The sequence below is a fragment of the Streptococcus sp. UMB1203 genome, assembly GCF_030217725.1.
Lineage (GTDB): Bacteria > Bacillota > Bacilli > Lactobacillales > Streptococcaceae > Streptococcus.
On record NZ_JASOOK010000004.1, the window covers coordinates 36764 to 56339 of the forward strand.

Annotated in this window: 22 protein-coding genes and 1 pseudogene; 7 read left to right on the forward strand and 16 right to left on the reverse strand. The window is 37.0% G+C overall.

The features are described from left to right. Positions 1 to 29 precede the first annotated feature (29 nt). Together QP439_RS01865 and QP439_RS01870 are read right to left on the reverse strand one after the other, a co-directional pair. On the reverse strand, positions 30 to 479 hold the full coding sequence (locus QP439_RS01865; protein WP_084949698.1) for a SprT family protein: 450 nt from the start codon (positions 477 to 479) through the stop codon (positions 30 to 32). Next, complete coding sequence (locus QP439_RS01870) at positions 466 to 2595, reverse strand: Tex family protein (protein ID WP_285387358.1); 2130 nt, start codon at positions 2593 to 2595, stop codon at positions 466 to 468. The genes QP439_RS01865 and QP439_RS01870 overlap by 14 nt, the downstream gene beginning before the upstream one ends. A 279-nt stretch (positions 2596 to 2874) precedes the next feature. On the opposite strand from QP439_RS01870, the gene QP439_RS01875 reads away from it, so the two are divergent. The 3 genes from QP439_RS01875 to QP439_RS01885 are packed head-to-tail and all read left to right on the forward strand — an operon-like array spanning position 2875 to position 4724. Continuing rightward, a complete protein-coding gene (locus QP439_RS01875; protein WP_084953630.1) occupies positions 2875 to 3006 on the forward strand; it encodes an SPJ_0845 family protein in 132 nt (43 codons plus the stop codon). Further along, on the forward strand, positions 3007 to 3912 hold the full coding sequence (locus QP439_RS01880; RefSeq protein ID WP_261057559.1) for a permease: 906 nt from the start codon (positions 3007 to 3009) through the stop codon (positions 3910 to 3912). Continuing rightward, positions 3909 to 4724, forward strand: a complete 816-nt coding sequence (locus QP439_RS01885) for a TIGR03943 family putative permease subunit (RefSeq protein ID WP_004269698.1) — start codon at positions 3909 to 3911, stop codon at positions 4722 to 4724. Before QP439_RS01880 ends, QP439_RS01885 begins: the two co-directional genes overlap by 4 nt. 128 nt (positions 4725 to 4852) lie before the next feature. Here QP439_RS01885 and QP439_RS01890 read toward each other — a convergent pair whose 3' ends face one another. From QP439_RS01890 to QP439_RS01950, 13 genes and pseudogenes are all read right to left on the reverse strand, one after another. Continuing rightward, the gene (locus tag QP439_RS01890; RefSeq protein WP_261115821.1) at positions 4853 to 5569 is read right to left on the reverse strand and encodes an alpha/beta hydrolase; all 717 of its coding nucleotides are present in this window, start codon (positions 5567 to 5569) and stop codon (positions 4853 to 4855) included. 3 nt (positions 5570 to 5572) lie between these two features. Then, the gene (locus QP439_RS01895; RefSeq protein ID WP_000420556.1) at positions 5573 to 5884 is read right to left on the reverse strand and encodes a hypothetical protein; all 312 of its coding nucleotides are present in this window, start codon (positions 5882 to 5884) and stop codon (positions 5573 to 5575) included. Positions 5885 to 6067: 183 nt separating this feature from the next. Continuing rightward, entirely contained in the window at positions 6068 to 6940 is an 873-nt protein-coding gene (locus QP439_RS01900; protein ID WP_285387363.1) for a DUF4300 family protein, read from the reverse strand. Positions 6941 to 7018: 78 nt separating this feature from the next. After that, positions 7019 to 8758, reverse strand: a complete 1740-nt coding sequence (locus QP439_RS01905; protein ID WP_285387366.1) for a glycoside hydrolase family 13 protein — start codon at positions 8756 to 8758, stop codon at positions 7019 to 7021. A 164-nt stretch (positions 8759 to 8922) separates the two neighbouring features. Further along, positions 8923 to 9807: a diacylglycerol/lipid kinase family protein gene (locus tag QP439_RS01910; RefSeq protein WP_285387367.1), complete on the reverse strand. Its 885-nt coding sequence runs from the start codon at positions 9805 to 9807 to the stop codon at positions 8923 to 8925. A 111-nt stretch (positions 9808 to 9918) separates the two neighbouring features. Next, positions 9919 to 10773: an ADP-ribosylglycohydrolase family protein gene (locus QP439_RS01915; protein WP_285387368.1), complete on the reverse strand. Its 855-nt coding sequence runs from the start codon at positions 10771 to 10773 to the stop codon at positions 9919 to 9921. Between the two features lie 47 nt (positions 10774 to 10820). After that, the gene (locus QP439_RS01920) at positions 10821 to 11591 is read right to left on the reverse strand and encodes an alpha/beta fold hydrolase (protein WP_265473276.1); all 771 of its coding nucleotides are present in this window, start codon (positions 11589 to 11591) and stop codon (positions 10821 to 10823) included. Between the two features lie 227 nt (positions 11592 to 11818). Next, complete coding sequence (locus QP439_RS01925) at positions 11819 to 13102, reverse strand: cellulose synthase (protein WP_285387371.1); 1284 nt, start codon at positions 13100 to 13102, stop codon at positions 11819 to 11821. 75 nt (positions 13103 to 13177) lie between these two features. Beyond that, a complete protein-coding gene (locus QP439_RS01930; RefSeq protein WP_285387372.1) occupies positions 13178 to 13522 on the reverse strand; it encodes a hypothetical protein in 345 nt (114 codons plus the stop codon). Positions 13523 to 13813: 291 nt separating this feature from the next. Continuing rightward, positions 13814 to 13987: pseudogene (locus tag QP439_RS01935) on the reverse strand (ATP-grasp domain-containing protein); the annotation flags it as partial. Between the two features lie 55 nt (positions 13988 to 14042). Beyond that, positions 14043 to 14282 (reverse strand): hypothetical protein, encoded by a 240-nt coding sequence (locus tag QP439_RS01940; protein WP_042751170.1) that lies wholly within the window; start codon positions 14280 to 14282, stop codon positions 14043 to 14045. 28 nt (positions 14283 to 14310) lie between these two features. Beyond that, positions 14311 to 15672 (reverse strand): hypothetical protein, encoded by a 1362-nt coding sequence (locus QP439_RS01945; RefSeq protein ID WP_285387374.1) that lies wholly within the window; start codon positions 15670 to 15672, stop codon positions 14311 to 14313. A 2-nt stretch (positions 15673 to 15674) separates the two neighbouring features. Further along, positions 15675 to 16199, reverse strand: a complete 525-nt coding sequence (locus tag QP439_RS01950) for a hypothetical protein (protein WP_000031285.1) — start codon at positions 16197 to 16199, stop codon at positions 15675 to 15677. 445 nt (positions 16200 to 16644) lie between these two features. Here QP439_RS01950 and QP439_RS01955 point away from each other — a divergent pair, with 445 nt between their 5' ends. The 4 genes from QP439_RS01955 to QP439_RS01970 are packed head-to-tail and all read left to right on the forward strand — an operon-like array spanning position 16645 to position 17889. Further along, entirely contained in the window at positions 16645 to 16890 is a 246-nt protein-coding gene (locus tag QP439_RS01955; RefSeq protein WP_001813542.1) for a hypothetical protein, read from the forward strand. Further along, on the forward strand, positions 16887 to 17222 hold the full coding sequence (locus QP439_RS01960) for a DinB/UmuC family translesion DNA polymerase (protein ID WP_000806926.1): 336 nt from the start codon (positions 16887 to 16889) through the stop codon (positions 17220 to 17222). The genes QP439_RS01955 and QP439_RS01960 overlap by 4 nt, the downstream gene beginning before the upstream one ends. Positions 17223 to 17234: 12 nt before the next feature. After that, positions 17235 to 17603, forward strand: coding sequence for a hypothetical protein (locus QP439_RS01965; protein WP_000567222.1), 369 nt, complete (start codon positions 17235 to 17237; stop codon positions 17601 to 17603). After that, complete coding sequence (locus tag QP439_RS01970; RefSeq protein ID WP_001072467.1) at positions 17590 to 17889, forward strand: DUF5960 family protein; 300 nt, start codon at positions 17590 to 17592, stop codon at positions 17887 to 17889. Before QP439_RS01965 ends, QP439_RS01970 begins: the two co-directional genes overlap by 14 nt. Before the next feature lie 117 nt (positions 17890 to 18006). Here QP439_RS01970 and msr(D) read toward each other — a convergent pair whose 3' ends face one another. Next, positions 18007 to 19470 carry an ABC-F type ribosomal protection protein Msr(D) gene (msr(D), locus tag QP439_RS01975; RefSeq protein ID WP_285387378.1) on the reverse strand — a complete coding sequence of 488 codons (1464 nt, stop codon included), beginning with the start codon at positions 19468 to 19470 and terminating at the stop codon, positions 18007 to 18009. Positions 19471 to 19576: the final 106 nt, after the last annotated feature.

Consider the following 19576-nt stretch of genomic DNA (forward strand, 5'->3'; position numbering starts at 1 on the left):
TAGTATATCACGGGTAGGCTCGGCTTTCATCAGTCCTCAGGCTGATTTATCAGTAGTAATTTACCTCGACAAAGTCCACAGCGATAGCGTTTGGTATCAATCCTTCGCTTGCGATGATAACTTTGCTGGCAGGACTGGCAACGATAGAGTTTGATTGGCTTGGAGTTGCTATTGGGCAAGGATGGCACAAAGCGTAATCCATCCACTGCTTTCAACAGTTCCTTAAAATCCCGATCCTTGTGTTGATAGCCCTTCCCTTGGAAATAAAGGTGATAATGACAGAGTTCATGGCGGACAATTTTCCTAAAAACGTCCAACCCCAGTTCCTGATAAACCTTGGGATTAAAATCCAAATGCCCATCTTTTGGGAAAAATCGCCCACCTGTCGAACGTAGACGCCTATTCCACTGGGCTTGATGGATAAAAGGTCTACCGAAGTCTTCTAGCGAAACTTGCTTAACGTAATCAGTCAGATTCATTTGGAGCGAGGAGCGACAGATTGACTTTTTCACGTTCAGTATCGATTTTCTTAACCCAAACCGTTACCAAATCTCCGACTGACACTACTTGGCTAGGATGTTTGATAAATTTGCGACTCATATGGGAAATGTGAATCAAGCCGTCTTCGTGAATTCCAATGTCAACGAAGGCACCAAAGTCAACTACATTACGCACCACACCCTCTAGCTTCTGGCCTACCACTAAATCTTTGATATCTAGGACATCTTGGCGAAGCACAGGTGCATCAAAGGAATCACGGAAATCTCGACCTGGTTTGAGAAGGTCTGCAATGATATCTTTAAGAGTTTCTGGTCCAAGGTCTAGCTCTTGCGCCATTTCCTTGACTGAAAGCGACTTGAGTTTGCCTTGGGCTTCTTCGTTTAGGTCTTTAATATCTAAACGTTTGAAGAGTTCCTTAACGGCAACGTAATTTTCTGGGTGAACTCCTGTATTATCAAGGATGTTGCTACTTTCAGGGATACGAAGGAAACCAGCTGCCTGTTCAAAAGCCTTAGCACCCAGACGCGGAACCTTCTTGATTTGAGCGCGCGAAGTGATTTTTCCTTCTTCCTCACGGTATTTGACAATATTTTCAGAAATGGTTTTATTAAGTCCAGCAACGTGGGAAAGAAGAGCTGGGCTGGCTGTATTGATATTGACACCAACTTGGTTTACCACGGTATCTACGACAAAGTCCAGACTTTCAGACAGTTTCTTCTGACTGACATCGTGCTGGTATTGACCAACACCGATTGACTTAGGATCGATTTTAACCAATTCAGCAAGGGGATCTTGCAAACGACGGGCGATAGAGATGGCAGAACGCTTTTCAACGGTTAAGTTTGGGAACTCCTGACGAGCAAGTTCGCTGGCAGAATAGACCGAAGCACCACTTTCATTGACGATAACATAGCTGACTTCTGGAAAATCTTTAAGAACTTCCGCCACAAAGGCTTCACTTTCACGACTGGCAGTTCCATTTCCGATAGCAATAATTTCCACGCCATACTGGCCAATCAGGTCGGCTAAGTCTCGTTTTGCTTCTTCAATCTGACGAGCGGAGGCTGGTTTAACAGGATAGATGACCTGTGTTGTCAGCATTTTTCCTGTCGTATCAACGACTGCCAGCTTGGCACCTGTACGAAAAGCAGGGTCAAATCCTAGAACCACACGTCCTTTTAGTGGAGCTACCAAGAGGAGATTGCGCAGGTTGTCAGAAAAGAGTTGAATAGCTCCTTCTTCTGCTTTCTCAGTCAATTCAGTCCGAATGCGTCGTTCGATAGCAGGCAAGACCTTTTTCTTAACTGACTGTTGAACAACTTCATCAATATAGGCATTTTTCACCTTGAAACGAGCAGCAAAGAAGGCAAGAATACGGTCTGTTGCATGTTCAAAGCCGACTTTTAAGACGCCTAGTTTCTCACCGCGATTGAGAGCCAATGTACGATAACCCTGCATAGTTCCAACTGTCTCAGAAAAATCATAATAAATCTGAAAAACCTGTTTTTCATCAAGACTTTCATCCTTGACTTGAGAAGTAAGTTTAGAGTGTCTCAACACCTCTTGATAAGTCATAGCGCGCAGTGTCACATCTTCCGATAAGGCTTCGACCAAGATATCAACTGCACCAGCCAAGGCTTCCTTCCCAGTCGCAAATCCTTCACAGACGAACTTTTCTGCCTCCTTCTCTAAGTCAGTTACATTCTGCAAAATCAGGCGAGCAAGAGGAAAGAGTCCAGCTTCACGGGCAATGGTTGCCTTGGTCCGACGTTTTTCCTTGTAAGGAAGGTAGAGTTCTTCTACGTCTGCTAATTTTTCGGCAGCTAAGATAGCTTCTTCCAATTCCTTGGTCAACTTGCCTTGTTCTTGAATCTTAGCCAAGACAGCTTCTTTACGATCATTGAGGTTGGTCAGACTTTTATCCAGGTCAATAATGGCCTTAATCGCCACCTCATCCAGACTACCAGTCATGTCCTTGCGATAACGCGCAATAAAGGGAATAGTCGCCCCTTCAGCTGTCAAACTTAGAACAGTATCAATTTGCTTTAACGTCACTCCCAAATCTTGGGAGATTTTTTCATATTTTTTATCCATGAAACTATTATACCACAAGCTGGAAGGCTTGCTCTAATCCTTTTCATACTCAAGGAAAATCAAAAAGCAAACTAGGAAGCTAGCCACAGGCTGCTCAAAACACTGTTTTGAGGTTGTAGATAAGACTGACGAAGTCAGTCACATATATATGGCAAGGCGAAGCTGACGTGGTTTGAAGAGATTTTCGAAGAGTATCAACTATCGAAAACAAATTAAAAAACTCCCTTTTCCTCAAAATAATAGTATAATAGAGGTAGAATTTAGAATTGAGGTACACCTATGGCTGTAAAATTTACAAAACGAGACGACTTGGACAAGATGTTTGAAGAATTTGCTAAACTCCCTGATTTGAAGCAAGTTACTTTCCCTGATAACAAAGAGAAAAAAGCCAAAGCAGAAAAGAAAAACTAGATGACTGCTTTCCAACAACTCCCGTCTAGTGTGCTTCAGACTGGGGCTATTTTTCTCTCTATAATCATTGAAGCCCTACCCTTTGTTCTGATAGGAAGTATTGTCTCAGGGCTGATTGAGGTCTATATCACACCTGACAAGGTTTATCATTTTCTCCCTCGAAATCGTTGGGGGAGAATCTTTTTTGGCACCTTCGTTGGTATACTTTTCCCTTCTTGCGAATGTGGGATCGTCCCCATTATCAATCGTTTTCTGGAAAAGAAGGTTCCTAGTTACACGGCTGTTCCCTTTCTCGTAACAGCGCCTGTTATAAATCCCATTGTTCTATTTGCGACCTATTCTGCCTTTGGCAACTCCTTCCACGTCGCCCTGTTACGAGCTCTGGGTTCCATTGTTGTGGCTGTGATACTTGGGATTTTTCTAGGATTTTTCTGGCAAGAACCGATTCAAAAAGAAAATCGTTTTGCCTGTCATGAACATGATTTTTCTCACTTGACCCCTGCAAAAAAAGTTTTTCAGGTCTTTGTGCAGGCCATTGATGAATTTTTTGATACGGGACGCTATTTGGTATTTGGCTGTCTCTTTGCCTCTATGATACAGGTCTACGTTCCAACTCGGATTCTGACCTCTATTAGTGCGACCCCTCTTTTTGCCATCCTGCTCTTGATGCTTTTGGCCTTTCTTCTCTCTCTCTGCAGTGAGGCGGATGCCTTTATCGGTGCTTCTCTTCTCTCAAGTTTCGGCTTGCCACCAGTTCTGGCCTTTCTCGTTATTGGTCCAATGCTGGATATCAAAAATATTCTCATGATGAAAAATTACTTGAAAGCACGATTTATCGGTCACTTCATTACGATTGTGACACTCGTTGTCTTAGTATATTCTCTCTTGATTGGAGTCATCCTATGATTCGATTTTTAGTTTTAGCTGGCTATTTTGAATTGACTATTTATCTCCATCTGTCCGGAAAATTAAACCAGTACATCAACATGCACTATTCCTATCTGGCCTATATTTCCATGGTGCTTTCCTTTATCTTGGCTATTGTTCAATTGTATATCTGGATGAAGCAAGTCAAAACCCACAGTCATCTGAACAGCCGATTGGCGAAGGTTACTAGTGTTGCTCTTCTGGCTATTCCACTTGTCGTCGGTTTAACTTTTCCAACTGTTAGCTTGGATTCTCAGACCGTTTCTGCCAAAGGCTATCACTTCCCCTTATCAGAAGGCACGGATCAAGCCATTCAGACAAGTGAAGGAACGACAAGCCAATATTTGAAACCAGATACCAGTTCTTATTTTTCAAAATCAGCTTATGAAAAGGAAATGCGAACTGCGGCGGATAAATACTTGTCCCAAGATAGTATTCAGATCACTAATGAAAACTATATGGAAGTCATGGAGGCTATCTACGACTATCCAGATGAGTTTGAGGGTAAGACAGTCCAGTTCACAGGCTTTGTCTATAACGACCCCAGTCATGCCAATAGCCAATTTTTGTTCCGCTTTGGCATTATTCACTGTATCGCAGATTCAGGTGTCTATGGATTGCTGACCAAGGGAAATACCCGTCAGTATGAGGACAACACTTGGATTACTGCCAAAGGAAAACTGGTCAATCACTACCATAAAGAACTCAAACAAAACCTCCCAACCTTGGAAATCGATAGCTTTACAAAAGTCGATAAACCAGAAAATCCTTATGTGTATCGCGTGTTTTAAAAAACGAGATAAAAACATAAAAAACAAAACGAACAAGTTCTCTTCTGAATGACAGAAAAAGAGCCTGTTCGTTTTTTGTTATCTGAGTATTAATGATTTGTAGATTTAAATCTTATAACATAAGTAGCTCAGTGAGAATAAGCGAGCCACTCATTAATCAGACTAGCGATTTCTTTGGGTGCTTCAGTATAAAGCTCATGGCTAACGTTTTCTAGAAAAATAGTATCAAAATAGTCTGGCAATTCTTTTAGGGCGTCCTCTCTCCATGTAGCTTCATTAGGATAGCGAGGACTAATAAACAAGGTATCTCCCACTTCTCTCTTAAAAGCTTGGATTTTTCTTCGTAGACGGAGTATCGCTTCTATATTTTCATAATTTATAGCCAACTCATATCTATTATACTCTGCATTCCAGTGATAGGACTGTCTTACAGCTTCCTCCATATTTTCTGACCAATGCTTTGCTTCAGATTTTTCTTTAGAAATAAGAACATCTAAGTCCGAAACAACTTGAGATTCAATATAGTTTTTTGTTTCCTCTAATTCCACATCTAAAGGTAAAATCTTATCTAAATCTAGATAGCCACCATCCAAAAGAATCAGTTTTGTCACTTCATAAAATTCCGATGCAAGATAACGCGCCAAATCTCCTCCAAGAGAATGACCTATCAGACAGATAGAGTCTCCTTCTACAATCTCATTTTTAAACCATAATTTCAATTCTGTTTCATCTCGAAGATGCTTTTCATATGGACTTAGAAAATAAACCTGCGAATCTAGTTCTTGAAGAAAATCCTTGCTATGATAGATATTGCTTCCCAGACCGCCAATAAAATATTTTTTCATTCTCTACTTAATACTATGCTTATTCATCTTTTGTTCAAAGATAGTCGTGATAATCTGACGTAATTCTTCGCGTTCTTTTTCTGGAATTTCACCACTTGTTTGAGCTGCAGCGTAGAGTTCAGGGTGTTCAATTGAAATGCGTTTAATCGTACGTGTCGTAGCATGTTTTCTGACGAAAAATGGGATTCGCTTAATCAAGTCTTGTGGTACTAGTGCAAGAATTTTCTCAGCAGTTTCCTTGTCACTAATCTTAGATGTCGTAAGTCCCTTCTTAATCATTTCCTGTTCTTTTTCTGTAAAATCTTTTAATTCCATTTGATTAGTCCTCCTATTTTCTCTAAGTTAAATTATATACCAATCCAGATAAAACTACAAATGGACTGTCTGAAAATATAAGCAATACTCTAAAGAGTGGCTTCTGGCTATTATCGATTGAAATAACCCATCAACTCATCAAAAATATAAATGTCCTAGGATTACTGTCATATCGTAACACTATTAAAGATTAACCCACTTATCGTTATCCATAATGAAAGGCTTAGCCAGTCCATCACCTGTATAGTACTCGTACTTGGTGCCTAAATACTTGTAACAATCCTCCTTGCTGGCAAATTTAATCGCTTGGTAGGGTTCTTCGAATGTCAATTTCTCTACAAATAAGAAACCATCATCAGCAGGCACTAAAACACCAACGTGGCCTACAAACAGATACTCGCCATCCAGATTGTCGTGCAAGACCACAGATAACATTCGAGCTTTGTCGTTGAATTGAAACTGAGAGAAGAATTTTTCCATCTTTTCAGCGTGAACCTTGACATCTGTAGTTGCTTCAGTTGGAACTCTCGAAAATAGAATATCAAATTCTTCCTTATCTTGGGAATCAAAGACCTTTCCTTTATCAATCGCATCGTTATCTAGGAAAAGCAATTGGTCATTCTTTTCAAGCTTTGGAATGGTGACTGAATTTTTCAAAAGACAATAACTATTGATACGGCAGTTGGTTCCAACGAAATCACCCTTCTTTTGATTCCAGAGATGACTGATTTTTTCAACATCGTATTCTGTGTGAGTAAAGGAAGTGAAATCTCCTGATAAGCCAGTTGACCCGACAATGGTATTGTAATCATTTACAAGATTAAAAAATGCATTAACACTATTTGGATCCAAATTGGCTGATAAGAGTGATTTAACCTCTTCTGTACTTACCTGATTGTTTAGATTGGTGTATGAAGCTTTCCATGGGACTTTAGATGAACTGGTTTGCCTTTGATTCGTCCCCTCAGAAGTAGCATGTTGTTGTTGACAAGCTGCCAAGCCTAAAATCAAGATTGAACAGATTCCTAATGTGGCTAATTTTCTTGATTTCTTCATCTCTTTCTCCTTTTTACAGGTTTAGTAACTATCCTTATTATACTACATAAGTTGACCATAATCTACATCAACCACTTTTTAGAAAATCACAAACCCTTTTGGAGAAATCACAAGCTTATTCTCAGATTCTTGGCAATTGCTTGCTAGTGCTACTGTTTCTTTTTCTAAAAGATACTCTTCTCTTGATTGGTTAAAGATGGCTTTAAGGACCTGGTCTTGGTATTTCCACTCCAAGACAACTACATCTTGTTTGATTTCTTTTAGGCTGTACTTGCCATGCTGAATGGTTGCTGACGCATGTTTGCGAATCTTGATTAGCTTCTTCATAAAGTTCAGCATATCATTATCACTTGATACGCGTTCCCAAGGCATACAACGACGACAATCTGGGTCTGGTCCTCCGGTTAAAGCTAACTCGGTTCCGTAATAAATGCAGGGTGTTCCTTTTTGTAAAAAGAGAAAGGCTAGGGCTGATTTAACCAGTTGAGCATCTTCATTTGCCGTCCACAAGATTCGTTCTGTATCATGCGAATCCAAGAGATTAAACATAACCTCTGAAATCTGCTGTTTGTAATACATAGACTGACCATTGATTTCATCGATGAACTGATCAATCTTCTTAATTCCTCGTAAGAAATAGTCCTTGATACTATCAGATAAAGGATAATTCATGACCGCATGGAACTCATCTCCATTTAACCAAGGCTGAGACGTATGCCAGACTTCTCCTAGGATATAAAGATCAGGCTTTTTAGCTAAAACTGCATTACGAAAATCCTTCCAGAACTGATGGTCAATCTCATTAGCCACATCCAAACGCCAAGCATCGATATCAAACTCTTCAATCCAATAAGTCGCAACCTTTAAAAGATAGTCCTTGACCTCTGGATTGGCTGTATTTAGTTTAGGCATATAGTCCTCGAAACCAAAAGCATGATAAGGTAAGTCTCTCTTATTAACTAGCTTTTCAGTTGTCACTGGGAATTGTTGAATATGGAACCAATCCTTATAAGCAGATTGCTCACCATTTTCGACAACATCTTGCCATTGAGGAGATTGCGAACCAATATGGTTAAATACCGCATCCAGCATGATTTTCATGCCACGCTGATGAGCTTGCTCGACCAGCTCCCGGAAGGTCTCCTTGTCTCCAAAATGACGGTCAATTTCAAAATAATCCGTCGTATTGTACTTATGATTGCTCGTGGATTCAAATATAGGACAAAGATAAAGTCCAGTAATCCCCAAGTCTTGCAAATAATCCAGATGGTCAATAATCCCCTGTAAATCACCACCAAAGAAATCATCACTTTTAGGTGTGATAGAGGAATCCCAGTCTAATGTCCCTTCTGGGTTTAATAGAGCATTTCCATTAGCAAATCTCTCAGGAAATATCTGATACCACACCGTATTTGAAACCCAGTCAGGAATCTGGCATGCATCAATCTCATGAAGATAAGGCAACTTAAATCCATTCCCAATAGCATGAAGATTTTCTAGAGAATTTTCCACACACCCTTTATCGCCATACAAAATACTTTGACCTTCTGTATCCTTGAGTTCAAAGAGATACTGGATACGTGCAAAGTCAACGGACACTTCAACCTGCCAATAATCAAAGATGGCGTCAGAAGTTAGCTTGGACATTTCCTTTGTATCCTGATAAAACTCCTCCATAAAGATAAAAGGGTCACCATAATGCAAGGTGATACTCTCAATATCCCCTTTCTTAGTTCGAATCCGAATATGAATCTTCTTATCCTTATAAAGATAGGCATACTCCGACTCAGTCCTATGGTAAATAGCACTTAATTCCATTAATTTGTCTCCTAGTTTACTTTCATCCGTATATAGCGCAAACGTTTTCACAATTGTTAATCTAGTATACTACTTTCGTATTTTATTTGCAAGGAATGTCAGTTCTTAAAAGAACTATCTTTTAAAGTATACAAAAAAGCCTTAAAAAAGGCTTTCTCTATATACTAATCCTCTTTCGGTTTTGAAAATACTTCTACTCGCTGAGCTAGGACTTTGATTTCTACAGGTAGGTTATCCGATTTATCGCCGTCAACATCTGACTCCAATTCACTATCTGAAGAGATCTTAATATTACGCGCTCTGATATACTCAATATTATCATTACCAACAACATCTCCTTTTAGTAAATCAGGAATAACGGATAATTTAGAGAATATAGAAGCATCTTTTAGAATCAAAATATTGGCATAGCCGTCCTTGTTTTCTTCAAAGATTTTTTTATCAGCGAAGTAATTTGTCAAGAGAACCAACACATGGCTAGCTTCACCAACATAATTTCCATTTTCTGTCTCAACCTTAATATTAAAGACTTGATCCGTCATGACAGACTTCATGGTATTTACAGCATAGGCTAAAATACCGAATTTTGTCTTGTCTTCAATCTCCACATTGTGAATCGCCTCAGGCAGAGAACCGATACTAAAGATATAACCAAAATAATTGTCATTCGCTTTTCCGATATCAATCTTATTGGTTAAGTTGAAATCCAGTTCATCAATCGCGCTATCGATGTCTTGATTGATTTCCAACAGTTTTGTAATGAGGTTACCCGTCCCACCAGGGATAATCCCTAATTTAGGAATGTAGTCTCTCTCAGCAATGCCCGAAATAACTTCATTGACAGTCCCATCTCCACCAAACACAACCACTGCATCGTACTGCTCACGTGAAGCCTCTTCAGCAAAATGTGTTGCATCCAGCGCTTTTTCTGTTATTTTGGTTTCTACGTGCTCAAAGTATTCTTTTGCTTTATTCTCCAGTTTTTCTTTGTAATCCAAAGCCTTTTCCCCACCAGAGGTAGGATTAATAATTACCATTGCTTTTTTCATTAATTTTCTCCTTAATATTCGTTAGAAATGGTTACATTTCGTCGTATGCAAGTAAATGTACTCCCATTATACAATGAAATTACAGAAAAGAGAAATCTCACGTACTGGAGATTAATACACTTTTATTCTATTCTCCCATCGCATAACTACATCCTTTAAGGATTCATCCAAGTAAGAAAAGGCCTTATTCTTTATCCAGTCAGGAATACCATATGCCGCCTCGGCTATGCTTCCAGTGATTGCAGCCAGGGTATCACTGTCGCCACCAAGTGAGATGGCATTTCTTATCGCATCTTCAAAGTCTTTACTTTCAAGAAAGGCAGTAATGGCTTGAGGGACAGTTTCCTGACATGTTTCGTTAAAACGATAGTTAGGGCGGATTTCATCTAAAGTTTGAGATAGATTGTAGCCGTATTCCTGCTCAATATAATCCTTAATCCGTCTTTTACACTCTGTAGGATTGTCATTGATTGGTTGCTCATAATCTCTGCAATAACCTCCAAAGTAATAACGACACAGAAAGATAGCATCAGCTGTAGCCATTGCACCTTTGATACCTTCTGGATGATTATGAGTTACCTCTGCAGAAAGACTCGCAAATTCCCTAGATGATGGCCACATTCCGGTTCTCGCACAAAAACCACAGTCCATTGTCCAAGCACATGGAGAAACACGCATAGCCGAACCATTCCCAAAGCTATTATAAGGCTTACGATTGTCACTATTGATCCAACTACTAAACCGAGCACCGTAGCCCGCATCGGGATACATTTTGCCGTATTTCTTCATAGCATCAATGAAGTCGTCTTTTTGTCCCCCATTCATAATCGCCTCTGCAACAGCACAGGTCATAACCGTGTCATCTGTAAAAAAGCAATCATTCCGAAATAAAGGAAAGTCCTTCGTTTTGATATTGTTCCATTCGTAAACAGAACCGACAATATCTCCGATAATTGCTTCAAGCATCAGATTCCTCCTTGTGACATATCAGATTTATTACACATTCCCAATGGTTAACTCTTTAAAAATGGTGCCACCAAATCAATCCACTCTTGAGGTAGGTAAGCTGACAAATAGCCGTGATTATAGCCCTTTGCTTCATACAAAATTGTATTTGCATGTAGCTGATGAAATAATTTCGCTGATTCTTTCACGCAGTTCAATTCTTTTTCACCATAGATATACAGAACCTGAGCCTTGCTAGCAGAAATCATATCTTTCAGCTTGTAACACCCCATATAGTTTTTGTAAATGGTCACCAATGTTTTGACAGGCGTCCTTGGCAAATCCTCCAAATAATAAGCTTTTATTTCCTCTGGATAAGTCAGTTTAGGATAGAGTTTGTTCATCATGCTTAACTGAAGTTTGCAAGAGAATTTATTGAACATCAACTTACCAAATAGAGACACTAGAAAGATGCTGATTTTAGCTAACCTTGGTTGAGGAATACAGAGGCTTCCGTCTATAATGGCCTTCTTATCAATTTCACTGTCTAAAGACAAAAGCTCCATGGCAATTTGACCACCAAGTGAAACACCACCGATTGCAAACAATTTCCCACCACAGTTTGCTTTGATATAGTCTAGAATCTCCAAAGCCGAATCTTCAGTAGAAACATAATCAAGTTGATATTCTTCGCCGTGACCATTCAAAGTAGGTAAAATAACACGGTATTTTTCTGACAAGATTCGTGCTTGACGAAGATAATTCCACCAAGAACTGCCACCACCATGTATCAGTAAAATAGGAGGCAAATTCTTATCACCAAATTCATGGAATTTCATGTTTAAACTCCTTACTGTAGGACTTTCACTAGCTACATCCTTGTTTAATCATTTTGAACAAGCAGGGATACCACCTCAACATGTGGTGCTAGTAAACTTATATATTATAGAACGAAAGTATATACTGTCTTGTACCAAATGCTTATTTCAAATAAATGTGTAAAATGATTTATTACTACAATAGTTAATCATTTACTCCAATAACACTATGCTCTATAAAAACAAATTTACCAATAGTACCTTTTCTCACTTAGATATTGTTCTTTTTGTTCTCTAGAATTTTCATGATTTCTATTTCCTAATAATTCATCTGTTGAAGAAACTATTGGGTCTATCCAGTCAGCTTTGGATCTAATCCAATCAATTTCTTCTTTGCTAAGCTTCCCCTCTATCTCCAGTTTATCAGCCATCAGTCTTAAATCATTTGCTGTTTTAAAATCTTCTAACATATTAAGAAGAGACATTGTCCGCTTCTTCTCTTCTTCGATTCTATTTTGTAATTTTCTTTTTCGCTCCTGCTCCTCTTCGTATTGTCTTGCTCTCTCTTCACGTTCAAGTCGTAAGTTCTTAACTTTATAATACTCTTGATAAATTAAAACAATTATTTCTGGGATTGATTGTTCAAGTGTGAATTCTTTAGTATCTTTAATGTATTTACCATCTATTATCTTAAATCGAAATTTTCCATTTGGAATATAGTCATACTTCTTTATTCTTGGTTTAAAAGCATATCTATTAAACTTAACGCTATCATTGTACTCTGCTAGTTCTTTAGCTTCTTCTTTCGTTAATTCATGACTTACTTTGTCTGTTGATTCTATAACTTCAAAACGAACGATATCCTTATCAATTTGAATATCCAAATTGGAAGTTACATTATCACCGATTCTTTCAATTACAGTAACTAGAGTATCTAAAAAGCGATATAAACGTGGAAGAGAATTTAGTGAAATATTTTTTACAAATTTAGGTTCTTTTAAATCATTGTATCTGTGTCTAGAATCAAAGTAAGGATAGGAAGCAGCTTTTTCCCTCTTATTCCACTCTGTGATTTTATCTCTTAGATTAGCTACAGATTTATGTAATCTCTTATTTGGAGCCTGGTTTAGGTTTGAAACTGCTTCAATAATAAGCTCTATTTTATCGTCCTCTAAAAATGATAATGAACTTCTTATACTAGTTGTATCAAGTTTAACAGTATCTTCGTTTTTATTCTCCGTACTATCTTCTTTATGTTTAGCAGCTTTAATTCTACTGTTCTTTAAACTTTTTCTATCAATATGAACCTCATTTATGTCATTTTGTGGTAATGGAACGATAAGTTCACTTAAGTCTTGTCCAGTATTCTTACGATACCAATAACTACCATTTGGAATTGGAATTTCAAATTCTTTGCATTTCTTAAGTAAGTTTGAATAGCTTAAATCATATTTCAATGCAACTTGTTTTGCACTCATCTCCCAGATTTCTTCATAGAGTTCTTCTCTAGAAAAGGTCTTTATCATCTTCATTTGAAACACCTTTACCCTTATATTTTACATCACCGTTTTTATATTTACCAAGCGAAAACGCAAATTCAAAAACCTCTAATTCTTCACTTCTGCATTTTCGCTTAATATAAAAAGTAAATCTTGTTTTAAACCGTTAAATCCCTCTATAATTTTATCTAAACTAGTTTCAATATTTTCAACACGGATCTCAGATAGCTTACCGTGATTGTATGAAATCATTCTTTCAGCAATAATATGATATGACCAACTCTCAGTGAAACGTCTGTCTCTTTCTTCGTTATGAATAGCAAAACCAATTGGGAGAAGATTATTTCTAAGTCCTATAGCAACTGCTTGTGAACTTATACCTAAATAATCACCAGCAATTTTTAATGTGATTTTATTTAATTTTCTGATATCTTCGTCGGTATATGTCGGCATGTTAATACTCCTTTTTTATAATTCAAAATGCAATAGTTTTAGACCTGTAATAAAATCTGAATAACAATTCTCCCATGAAAGATATCTATTATTTTCATCAAGATTTAAATTGTTATCAAATTCAGTTGATGATTTAATAATCATATCAAATGTTTCCATATTTCCTATTTTCCTAATCAACTTTCAAACATATAGCGTTTTTATTATCTTCTTATTCTATTATATCATTATTCAAAGTAAAAAACTGTAACCTACTAGTTACAGTTTTTTACAGATTTACTTTTGGTCCTTCTAAAAATTTATAAGTTCACTTTCAGGAATGTTAAAAACATCATATTTTTCAAAATAGGGTTTTACCATTTCTTTCCATCTAGCTTTATGAAAATTGATTGAGTTTAAAGGAGATAGGCCATAATTTCCCAATGCATAACCATCATTTACTTCAACAACAAGTGTTCTGCCCTCAAATGAATTTAAAACTTCACTAATATTATATCTATAACAGAAAATCTTTTCCTTATTACTCTTTGTTCAAAGATTCCAGTATTTCTCTATAACCTTCGTAGAAACGATCTCTTGTAACTACCTCACCAGGATATTTCTTTTCAAGAAGTAGGAATATATCATTTGGATTAATTCCTTCATCTAAAAAATCTTGATACAGTGGGCTACATAACCTCATTTCACCTTTACTTGAAAATTTTAAAAATGTTCCATATATTGGAATCATTGACAATAAATTGTATAGACTTTTTTTCATTGTTTTCCTTTTATCTAAGTTTATTAATTTAATCAAATATAACTACACTATCATTACTGAAGCTATTAAAGGTAAGATTTACTTTATCATAAACTTCCTGAGTTTCCTTATAAATCTTATCTGAAACATATGAGGCTCTCAATTCGGATTTCTCAATAAGCACCCATTTTAATTGAGAGTATGAATATTTTGCAAAAGTAATCCATTGTGCGTAATTTATAGTCATAGGATTTTTTGTAAAGTAGATTTTCCCTGCATTAGCAGATGTAGCTGTAGAGTGTCCAATAAATAGCATCGTATGTAATTTTGGATGTTTTTCTCTATCCAACGAAAAAGGGATAGAATTTTTTAATGAATGTCCTTCGTTGATTCTCTTAAGAGAGTATCCAATTCTGACTATAACTTCAACAATCATTGTAGAAATAGCCATACTGCTAAAATGAATGAAATCATAACCTTCGTAATACATTCCTTGTACTATTTCTGCTATTGTTTGATCCTCATCGCCAATTTTTCCAAACTGAAGCAAATTAAATAATCCCATCAATGGTGCAGGTAATCCCATTGATGTCGTAATATCAGATTTAAAATGGATTATCTGCTTTGCTATTGCTGCAAAAATATCACTTTCTTTTCTATCTGTGTAATTCTCCATAAATTGAGATACTATTTTCCCAGTTTTATCAATAGTAGTCATCTTACCATTTAGAATATCACATACACCAATTACTAAACCAAGAAGTGGATCATGTCCAAGAGATAACAATCTATGATAGTATGCAGATAGTCCATTAACATTTACTTTGGTATGACGATTATCTTGAGCATCAAATGGGACTTTACTGACCTTTGAATTTGCCAACTTTTCCATTTCTTCTTCAGGAAATCGTTGATTAAACCAGTCTCTTACATAATTAGATAAAGGGCCACCTTTTAAACCATTCGGAGTTTTCTCAGGTATTCCAATTAAAAGTATATCAACAATCGCTGCTAATATACCAGCTCCTGCACAAATCGATATATCAATTTTATCAAGTTTATGAATGTTGTTAAAATCATCCTGCAATGATTGAATAACTGATTGATTAAGTTTCAATTCTTCATTTGTGAAGAGTGCATCTAGTTCATTCATTGAACCAACTTCGCACTCCGCTTTTATTACTAAGTCTTCCCATTTAGGTACAACGATAGTTCGTTTTTTAGTTTCGGTATCTATTATTGGTAGATCAGTCAGAGTATAGCCTAGTTCTCTCAATAATTTTTCACTTTCCTCTATACGTTCTTCTGCAATAGACATATCGGGTCTGTTTATTAAATTTAACTCTTTGGTTTGATGAGTTAAAATATTATTGAATTTTTGTTCTTCATCAGAATAAATGAATTTACTCATTGTTAGTCCCCTAAATCGTTTTTCAAATCTTTAATTGCTTGAGTTAGGAGGATATTTAAACTCTGTAAATAATCTAGGCGTTCCTTATCAGCATCTGCCTCAGTTTTAAGAGCTTGTATAATAGCTTCATGTTTTTGCAATGCTTCTTTATATAACCGTTCTTTTTCCTGTTTAAGTTGTTTATTTTTTAGATTAGAAGCTAATAATATACCGCCTCCGGCTAATACAACGACTGGAGCAGCCATTACAAACACTCCAGCTACCATACCACCTCCAACGACACCGCCAATAGCTGCAAGACCCGAAGTAATACCAGCCGCTGATAACCCTACAGTACCTAAACCATAAAGAGCTGCAAATGAACCTATCCCACCAATACCTGCCCCCAATGCACCAGCTAACACTTCTGGAATTGGACTCTCTCTTATTGTACGTGTTTTATCATTAAGAGCTGCCGCTGCCTCATTAATTATGTTTACAACTTGTTGTAGTGATTCTACATTTTGAAATACTGCTTCTTTACTCATAAAAAATCCTCAATCTTTTATTATTCTAATTATACCATGTATAAATTGAAAAACTGCAACATAAAAGTTACAGTCTAACAATATTTATCCAAAAACAATGTGAAATACTCCCATATCAATATGATGCGTTTGTGGGACTCAAAAGATTTGGGAAACCTTTTGAGGATTAGTTCCGTCTCACTAACAAACTCACACACTCAACATGTGCTGAGAGCTTTCTTCTATACTAATAGACGAAAGGGTGTGAAAATGATTTTTAAATGATACTGTGGAACGGAACAGTAGCCCTAGTATTGACTACTGTCGTTTCTATTCATATTGGCTATTCTAGGACTGAGATGAAAAAATCTATAAATGCTCAGAATAAAATTGAACCCGCAAATCTCCCCAAAACAATGGTGAGTCATGTACTTGTATTATTCCGAAAAAATACACCTCTGGTGCAGTGAGACAAATTGGTGTATCTTATAGTGGCTTCGTAGATGAAAGCTATACTCTACTATCACTCTTTGATGATGTAGAACAAATTGAAAAAGATAATAGACTTCAGACAGCTATTGATGTTGTCAGAGAACAGTTTGGTTTTTTAGCCATACAAAAAGGAACCGTCCTAACTGAAGGTTCCAGAAATATTGAACGCAGTAAACTTATCGGTGGTCATTCCGCGGGTGGATTGGAGGGATTAAAATGAAACAAGAAAAAAATACAGTACAATTTTCAGAAATCCGTAGCAAAGGATGTAATGATATTGAAATGCTTGAAAGATTTTTACATGGAATCGTTGAAACAGCAACTTCAAAACTTCGTCAGAGAAAACTCAAAACAACTGAAATATCGATACGACTAGTACATGCTAAATCTGAAAACCGATTACCATTGGAATTTACATTTAGCATTAAGCCAACAAGCTCATCTGTGATAATCTATACTGAGGTAATCAATCGCTTTAAAGAATGTTACACAGGTGGGGGAATTCAAGGTTTTACGATTCAATTTGATAAAAATACCCTTGCCTCTGCATAGAAAGGATTTGATATGATTGACCGTTCATATTTACCATTTCAATCAGCAAGAGAGTACCAGGATACAAAGATGCAAAAATGGATGGGCTTTTTCCTATCTGAACATGCATCAGCACTCTCTGATGATACAAACAAAGTAACGTACATGTCTGACTTATCACTAGAGAAGAAATTATTACTCCTCAGTCAAGTATACGCCGGGCAGCTACGCACACGCATTCAAGTGATTGAAAAAAACAAGCGTGTTTCCTACACTGGAACAATACCAAGTCTGACCAAAGATTTCATTTTGATAAAAACTACAACAGGTCACATCAATTTGAAATTAAAAGACATTATTAGTATTGAACTTGTCGAGGAGGTGCTCTATGAATCAGCTTGAGTTTCAGCGTAATCACCTACAAATGGACTATTATAGCGAGAGCTACCAAGATTTTGAACGTGACTTCTACCGCTACTCTAACATGAATATTCCATTGACCTTCCTAACTGATGATATCCTAAAAACAATGGCGACTTCACGTAAGAATTACTTTGTCCTCAATAAGGAAAAGTCCAGAGATAACCGCGATCACTTCTTCATATTTGAAGTAAGTACCGTAGATGAGAATCCGCTAATCTATCATTATACATATAAGAAAACTACAATATATTTAGCAGAAAAATAGGAGCAGTTCAATTGACTGTTCCTATTTTTAATATTCATAAAATCTAAAGTCTTTATACTCTTTAACAATGGAGTCGCCAACCAGAACAGACTATACTGACCAGCGACTACCTTAAATTTAATGTTTCAGATTTATTTTCTTATCTCTAATTTCATAAACTACATCTGCTACATTTTCGAGTAATCGTTTATCGTGGGTGATAAACACGATAGTTCCGGTGTACTCCTTCATTAGTATTTCCAAAGCCTCTAAACTTGGTATGTCAAGGAAGTTACTGGGTTCATCCATTATTAGGATGTTATATCTACCCATGAGCATTTTAGCAAGCAACAATTTTATAATTTCTCCACCGCTTAAAACAGATAAACTTTTTCCAATATCGTTCTGTTTGAACCCCATAGATGCTAGCACTGAACGAATTTCTGATATATTGTAGTCACAATCCTTCTGCATAAACTCCATAACATTCTGATTACTGTTGTACTTGTAACCATTCTGTGCAAAGTAACCTATTTTTGCCTTAGGCGAAATAGAAATTCCTTCTTCATGGTTTAAGATCATTTGGATTAAAGTTGTTTTTCCGATTCCATTACCACCAGTTAACGCCACTTTTGCTCCTAACGGAATTTGAAAAGATGCATTTTCAAACAGAGCCTTATCCCCAAATACTTTATTAATTTCTGCACCGACTATAGGGTATGGATTATGGAGCCCCAATGCTTTACTTTGCCTGAAACGAATTCTGCGAATGCCTTCCGGAGCTTCTACTTTTCCTAAGGCCGCAATCCTGTGCTCTAGGGTTTTAGCAGCATTATACATCTTTTTTTCCTTACTTCCTATTGATTTTTGATGAGCTAAACGCCCTCCGTCTTCAGTACTTTTTTTCTTTGAAGAACCTTTTGCCTTCTGTTCTATTTTACGAGCCTGTTTTCGCTTTTCCTCCGCAGCCCTTTCCAATCGGGCACGTTCCGCAATAAATTGTTCGTATTCTGCAGCTTGGCTCTTACGTTCTTCCTCTTTCTGACGAAGATAATCAGAATAGTTTCCCCAATACTCAGTGATTTTGCCATCTTTCAGTTCCCATATTTTATCTACTATTTCATCAAGAAAATAGCGGTCATGGCTAATAACTAACAGTGCACCTGTAAAATATTTTAGCTGTCCTATTAGAAAATCAATTCCTTCACGGTCTAAATGGCTCGTAGGTTCATCCGCTAAAATACCATGAACCTGTGCCGATAAGGCCTGTGCTATTTTAAGCCTTGTTTCTTCACCACCGCTCATAGTCTGTATATTTAATTGCTCAACACCTAGCTTGCCTACAAGTGCAAAATCTTTTTCCTCCTGCAGAGTTACTTCGTCCAACTGGGGAATATAGGCAAGTTCACCCAGACGATTCATTTTACATCCTGGGGGAGTTAATTCTCCTAAAAGTACCCTGAGTAAAGTGCTTTTTCCAGCACCATTTGCTCCTACTAAACCAATACGGTCATAATCATATACTTCTAATTCATTTATATCTAAAACATCGCGTCCTTTGAATTCCACACGAATGTCTTTTGCTTTTAATATTAATTCCATAACATTTCCTCCTGTCTATAATCGCATGCTTTCATTTGCTTGTATGCAGGGAAAACCCTGCGATTTTAGCAGGAAGAGTTACATGAAAATAAGATACATAAATATT

Excerpts from the sequence above, each read along its gene's own strand:
- QP439_RS01925 (WP_285387371.1), bottom strand. The coding sequence starts at position 13,102 with ATGAAGATGATAAAGACCTTTTCTAGAGAAGAACTCTATGAAGAAATC.
- QP439_RS01875 (WP_084953630.1), top strand. The coding sequence starts at position 2,875 with ATGGCTGTAAAATTTACAAAACGAGACGACTTGGACAAGATGTTTGAA.
- QP439_RS01950 (WP_000031285.1), bottom strand. The coding sequence starts at position 16,199 with ATGAGTAAAGAAGCAGTATTTCAAAATGTAGAATCACTACAACAAGTT.
- QP439_RS01930 (WP_285387372.1), bottom strand. The coding sequence starts at position 13,522 with ATGCCGACATATACCGACGAAGATATCAGAAAATTAAATAAAATCACA.
- QP439_RS01915 (WP_285387368.1), bottom strand. The coding sequence starts at position 10,773 with ATGCTTGAAGCAATTATCGGAGATATTGTCGGTTCTGTTTACGAATGG.
- QP439_RS01865 (WP_084949698.1), bottom strand. The coding sequence starts at position 479 with ATGAATCTGACTGATTACGTTAAGCAAGTTTCGCTAGAAGACTTCGGT.
- QP439_RS01885 (WP_004269698.1), top strand. The coding sequence starts at position 3,909 with ATGATTCGATTTTTAGTTTTAGCTGGCTATTTTGAATTGACTATTTAT.
- QP439_RS01910 (WP_285387367.1), bottom strand. The coding sequence starts at position 9,807 with ATGAAAAAAGCAATGGTAATTATTAATCCTACCTCTGGTGGGGAAAAG.
- QP439_RS01940 (WP_042751170.1), bottom strand. The coding sequence starts at position 14,282 with ATGAAAAAAAGTCTATACAATTTATTGTCAATGATTCCAATATATGGA.
- QP439_RS01970 (WP_001072467.1), top strand. The coding sequence starts at position 17,590 with ATGAATCAGCTTGAGTTTCAGCGTAATCACCTACAAATGGACTATTAT.
- QP439_RS01960 (WP_000806926.1), top strand. The coding sequence starts at position 16,887 with ATGAAACAAGAAAAAAATACAGTACAATTTTCAGAAATCCGTAGCAAA.
- QP439_RS01900 (WP_285387363.1), bottom strand. The coding sequence starts at position 6,940 with ATGAAGAAATCAAGAAAATTAGCCACATTAGGAATCTGTTCAATCTTG.
- QP439_RS01895 (WP_000420556.1), bottom strand. The coding sequence starts at position 5,884 with ATGGAATTAAAAGATTTTACAGAAAAAGAACAGGAAATGATTAAGAAG.
- QP439_RS01890 (WP_261115821.1), bottom strand. The coding sequence starts at position 5,569 with ATGAAAAAATATTTTATTGGCGGTCTGGGAAGCAATATCTATCATAGC.
- QP439_RS01945 (WP_285387374.1), bottom strand. The coding sequence starts at position 15,672 with ATGAGTAAATTCATTTATTCTGATGAAGAACAAAAATTCAATAATATT.
- QP439_RS01920 (WP_265473276.1), bottom strand. The coding sequence starts at position 11,591 with ATGAAATTCCATGAATTTGGTGATAAGAATTTGCCTCCTATTTTACTG.
- QP439_RS01965 (WP_000567222.1), top strand. The coding sequence starts at position 17,235 with ATGATTGACCGTTCATATTTACCATTTCAATCAGCAAGAGAGTACCAG.
- QP439_RS01880 (WP_261057559.1), top strand. The coding sequence starts at position 3,007 with ATGACTGCTTTCCAACAACTCCCGTCTAGTGTGCTTCAGACTGGGGCT.
- QP439_RS01905 (WP_285387366.1), bottom strand. The coding sequence starts at position 8,758 with ATGGAATTAAGTGCTATTTACCATAGGACTGAGTCGGAGTATGCCTAT.
- QP439_RS01870 (WP_285387358.1), bottom strand. The coding sequence starts at position 2,595 with ATGGATAAAAAATATGAAAAAATCTCCCAAGATTTGGGAGTGACGTTA.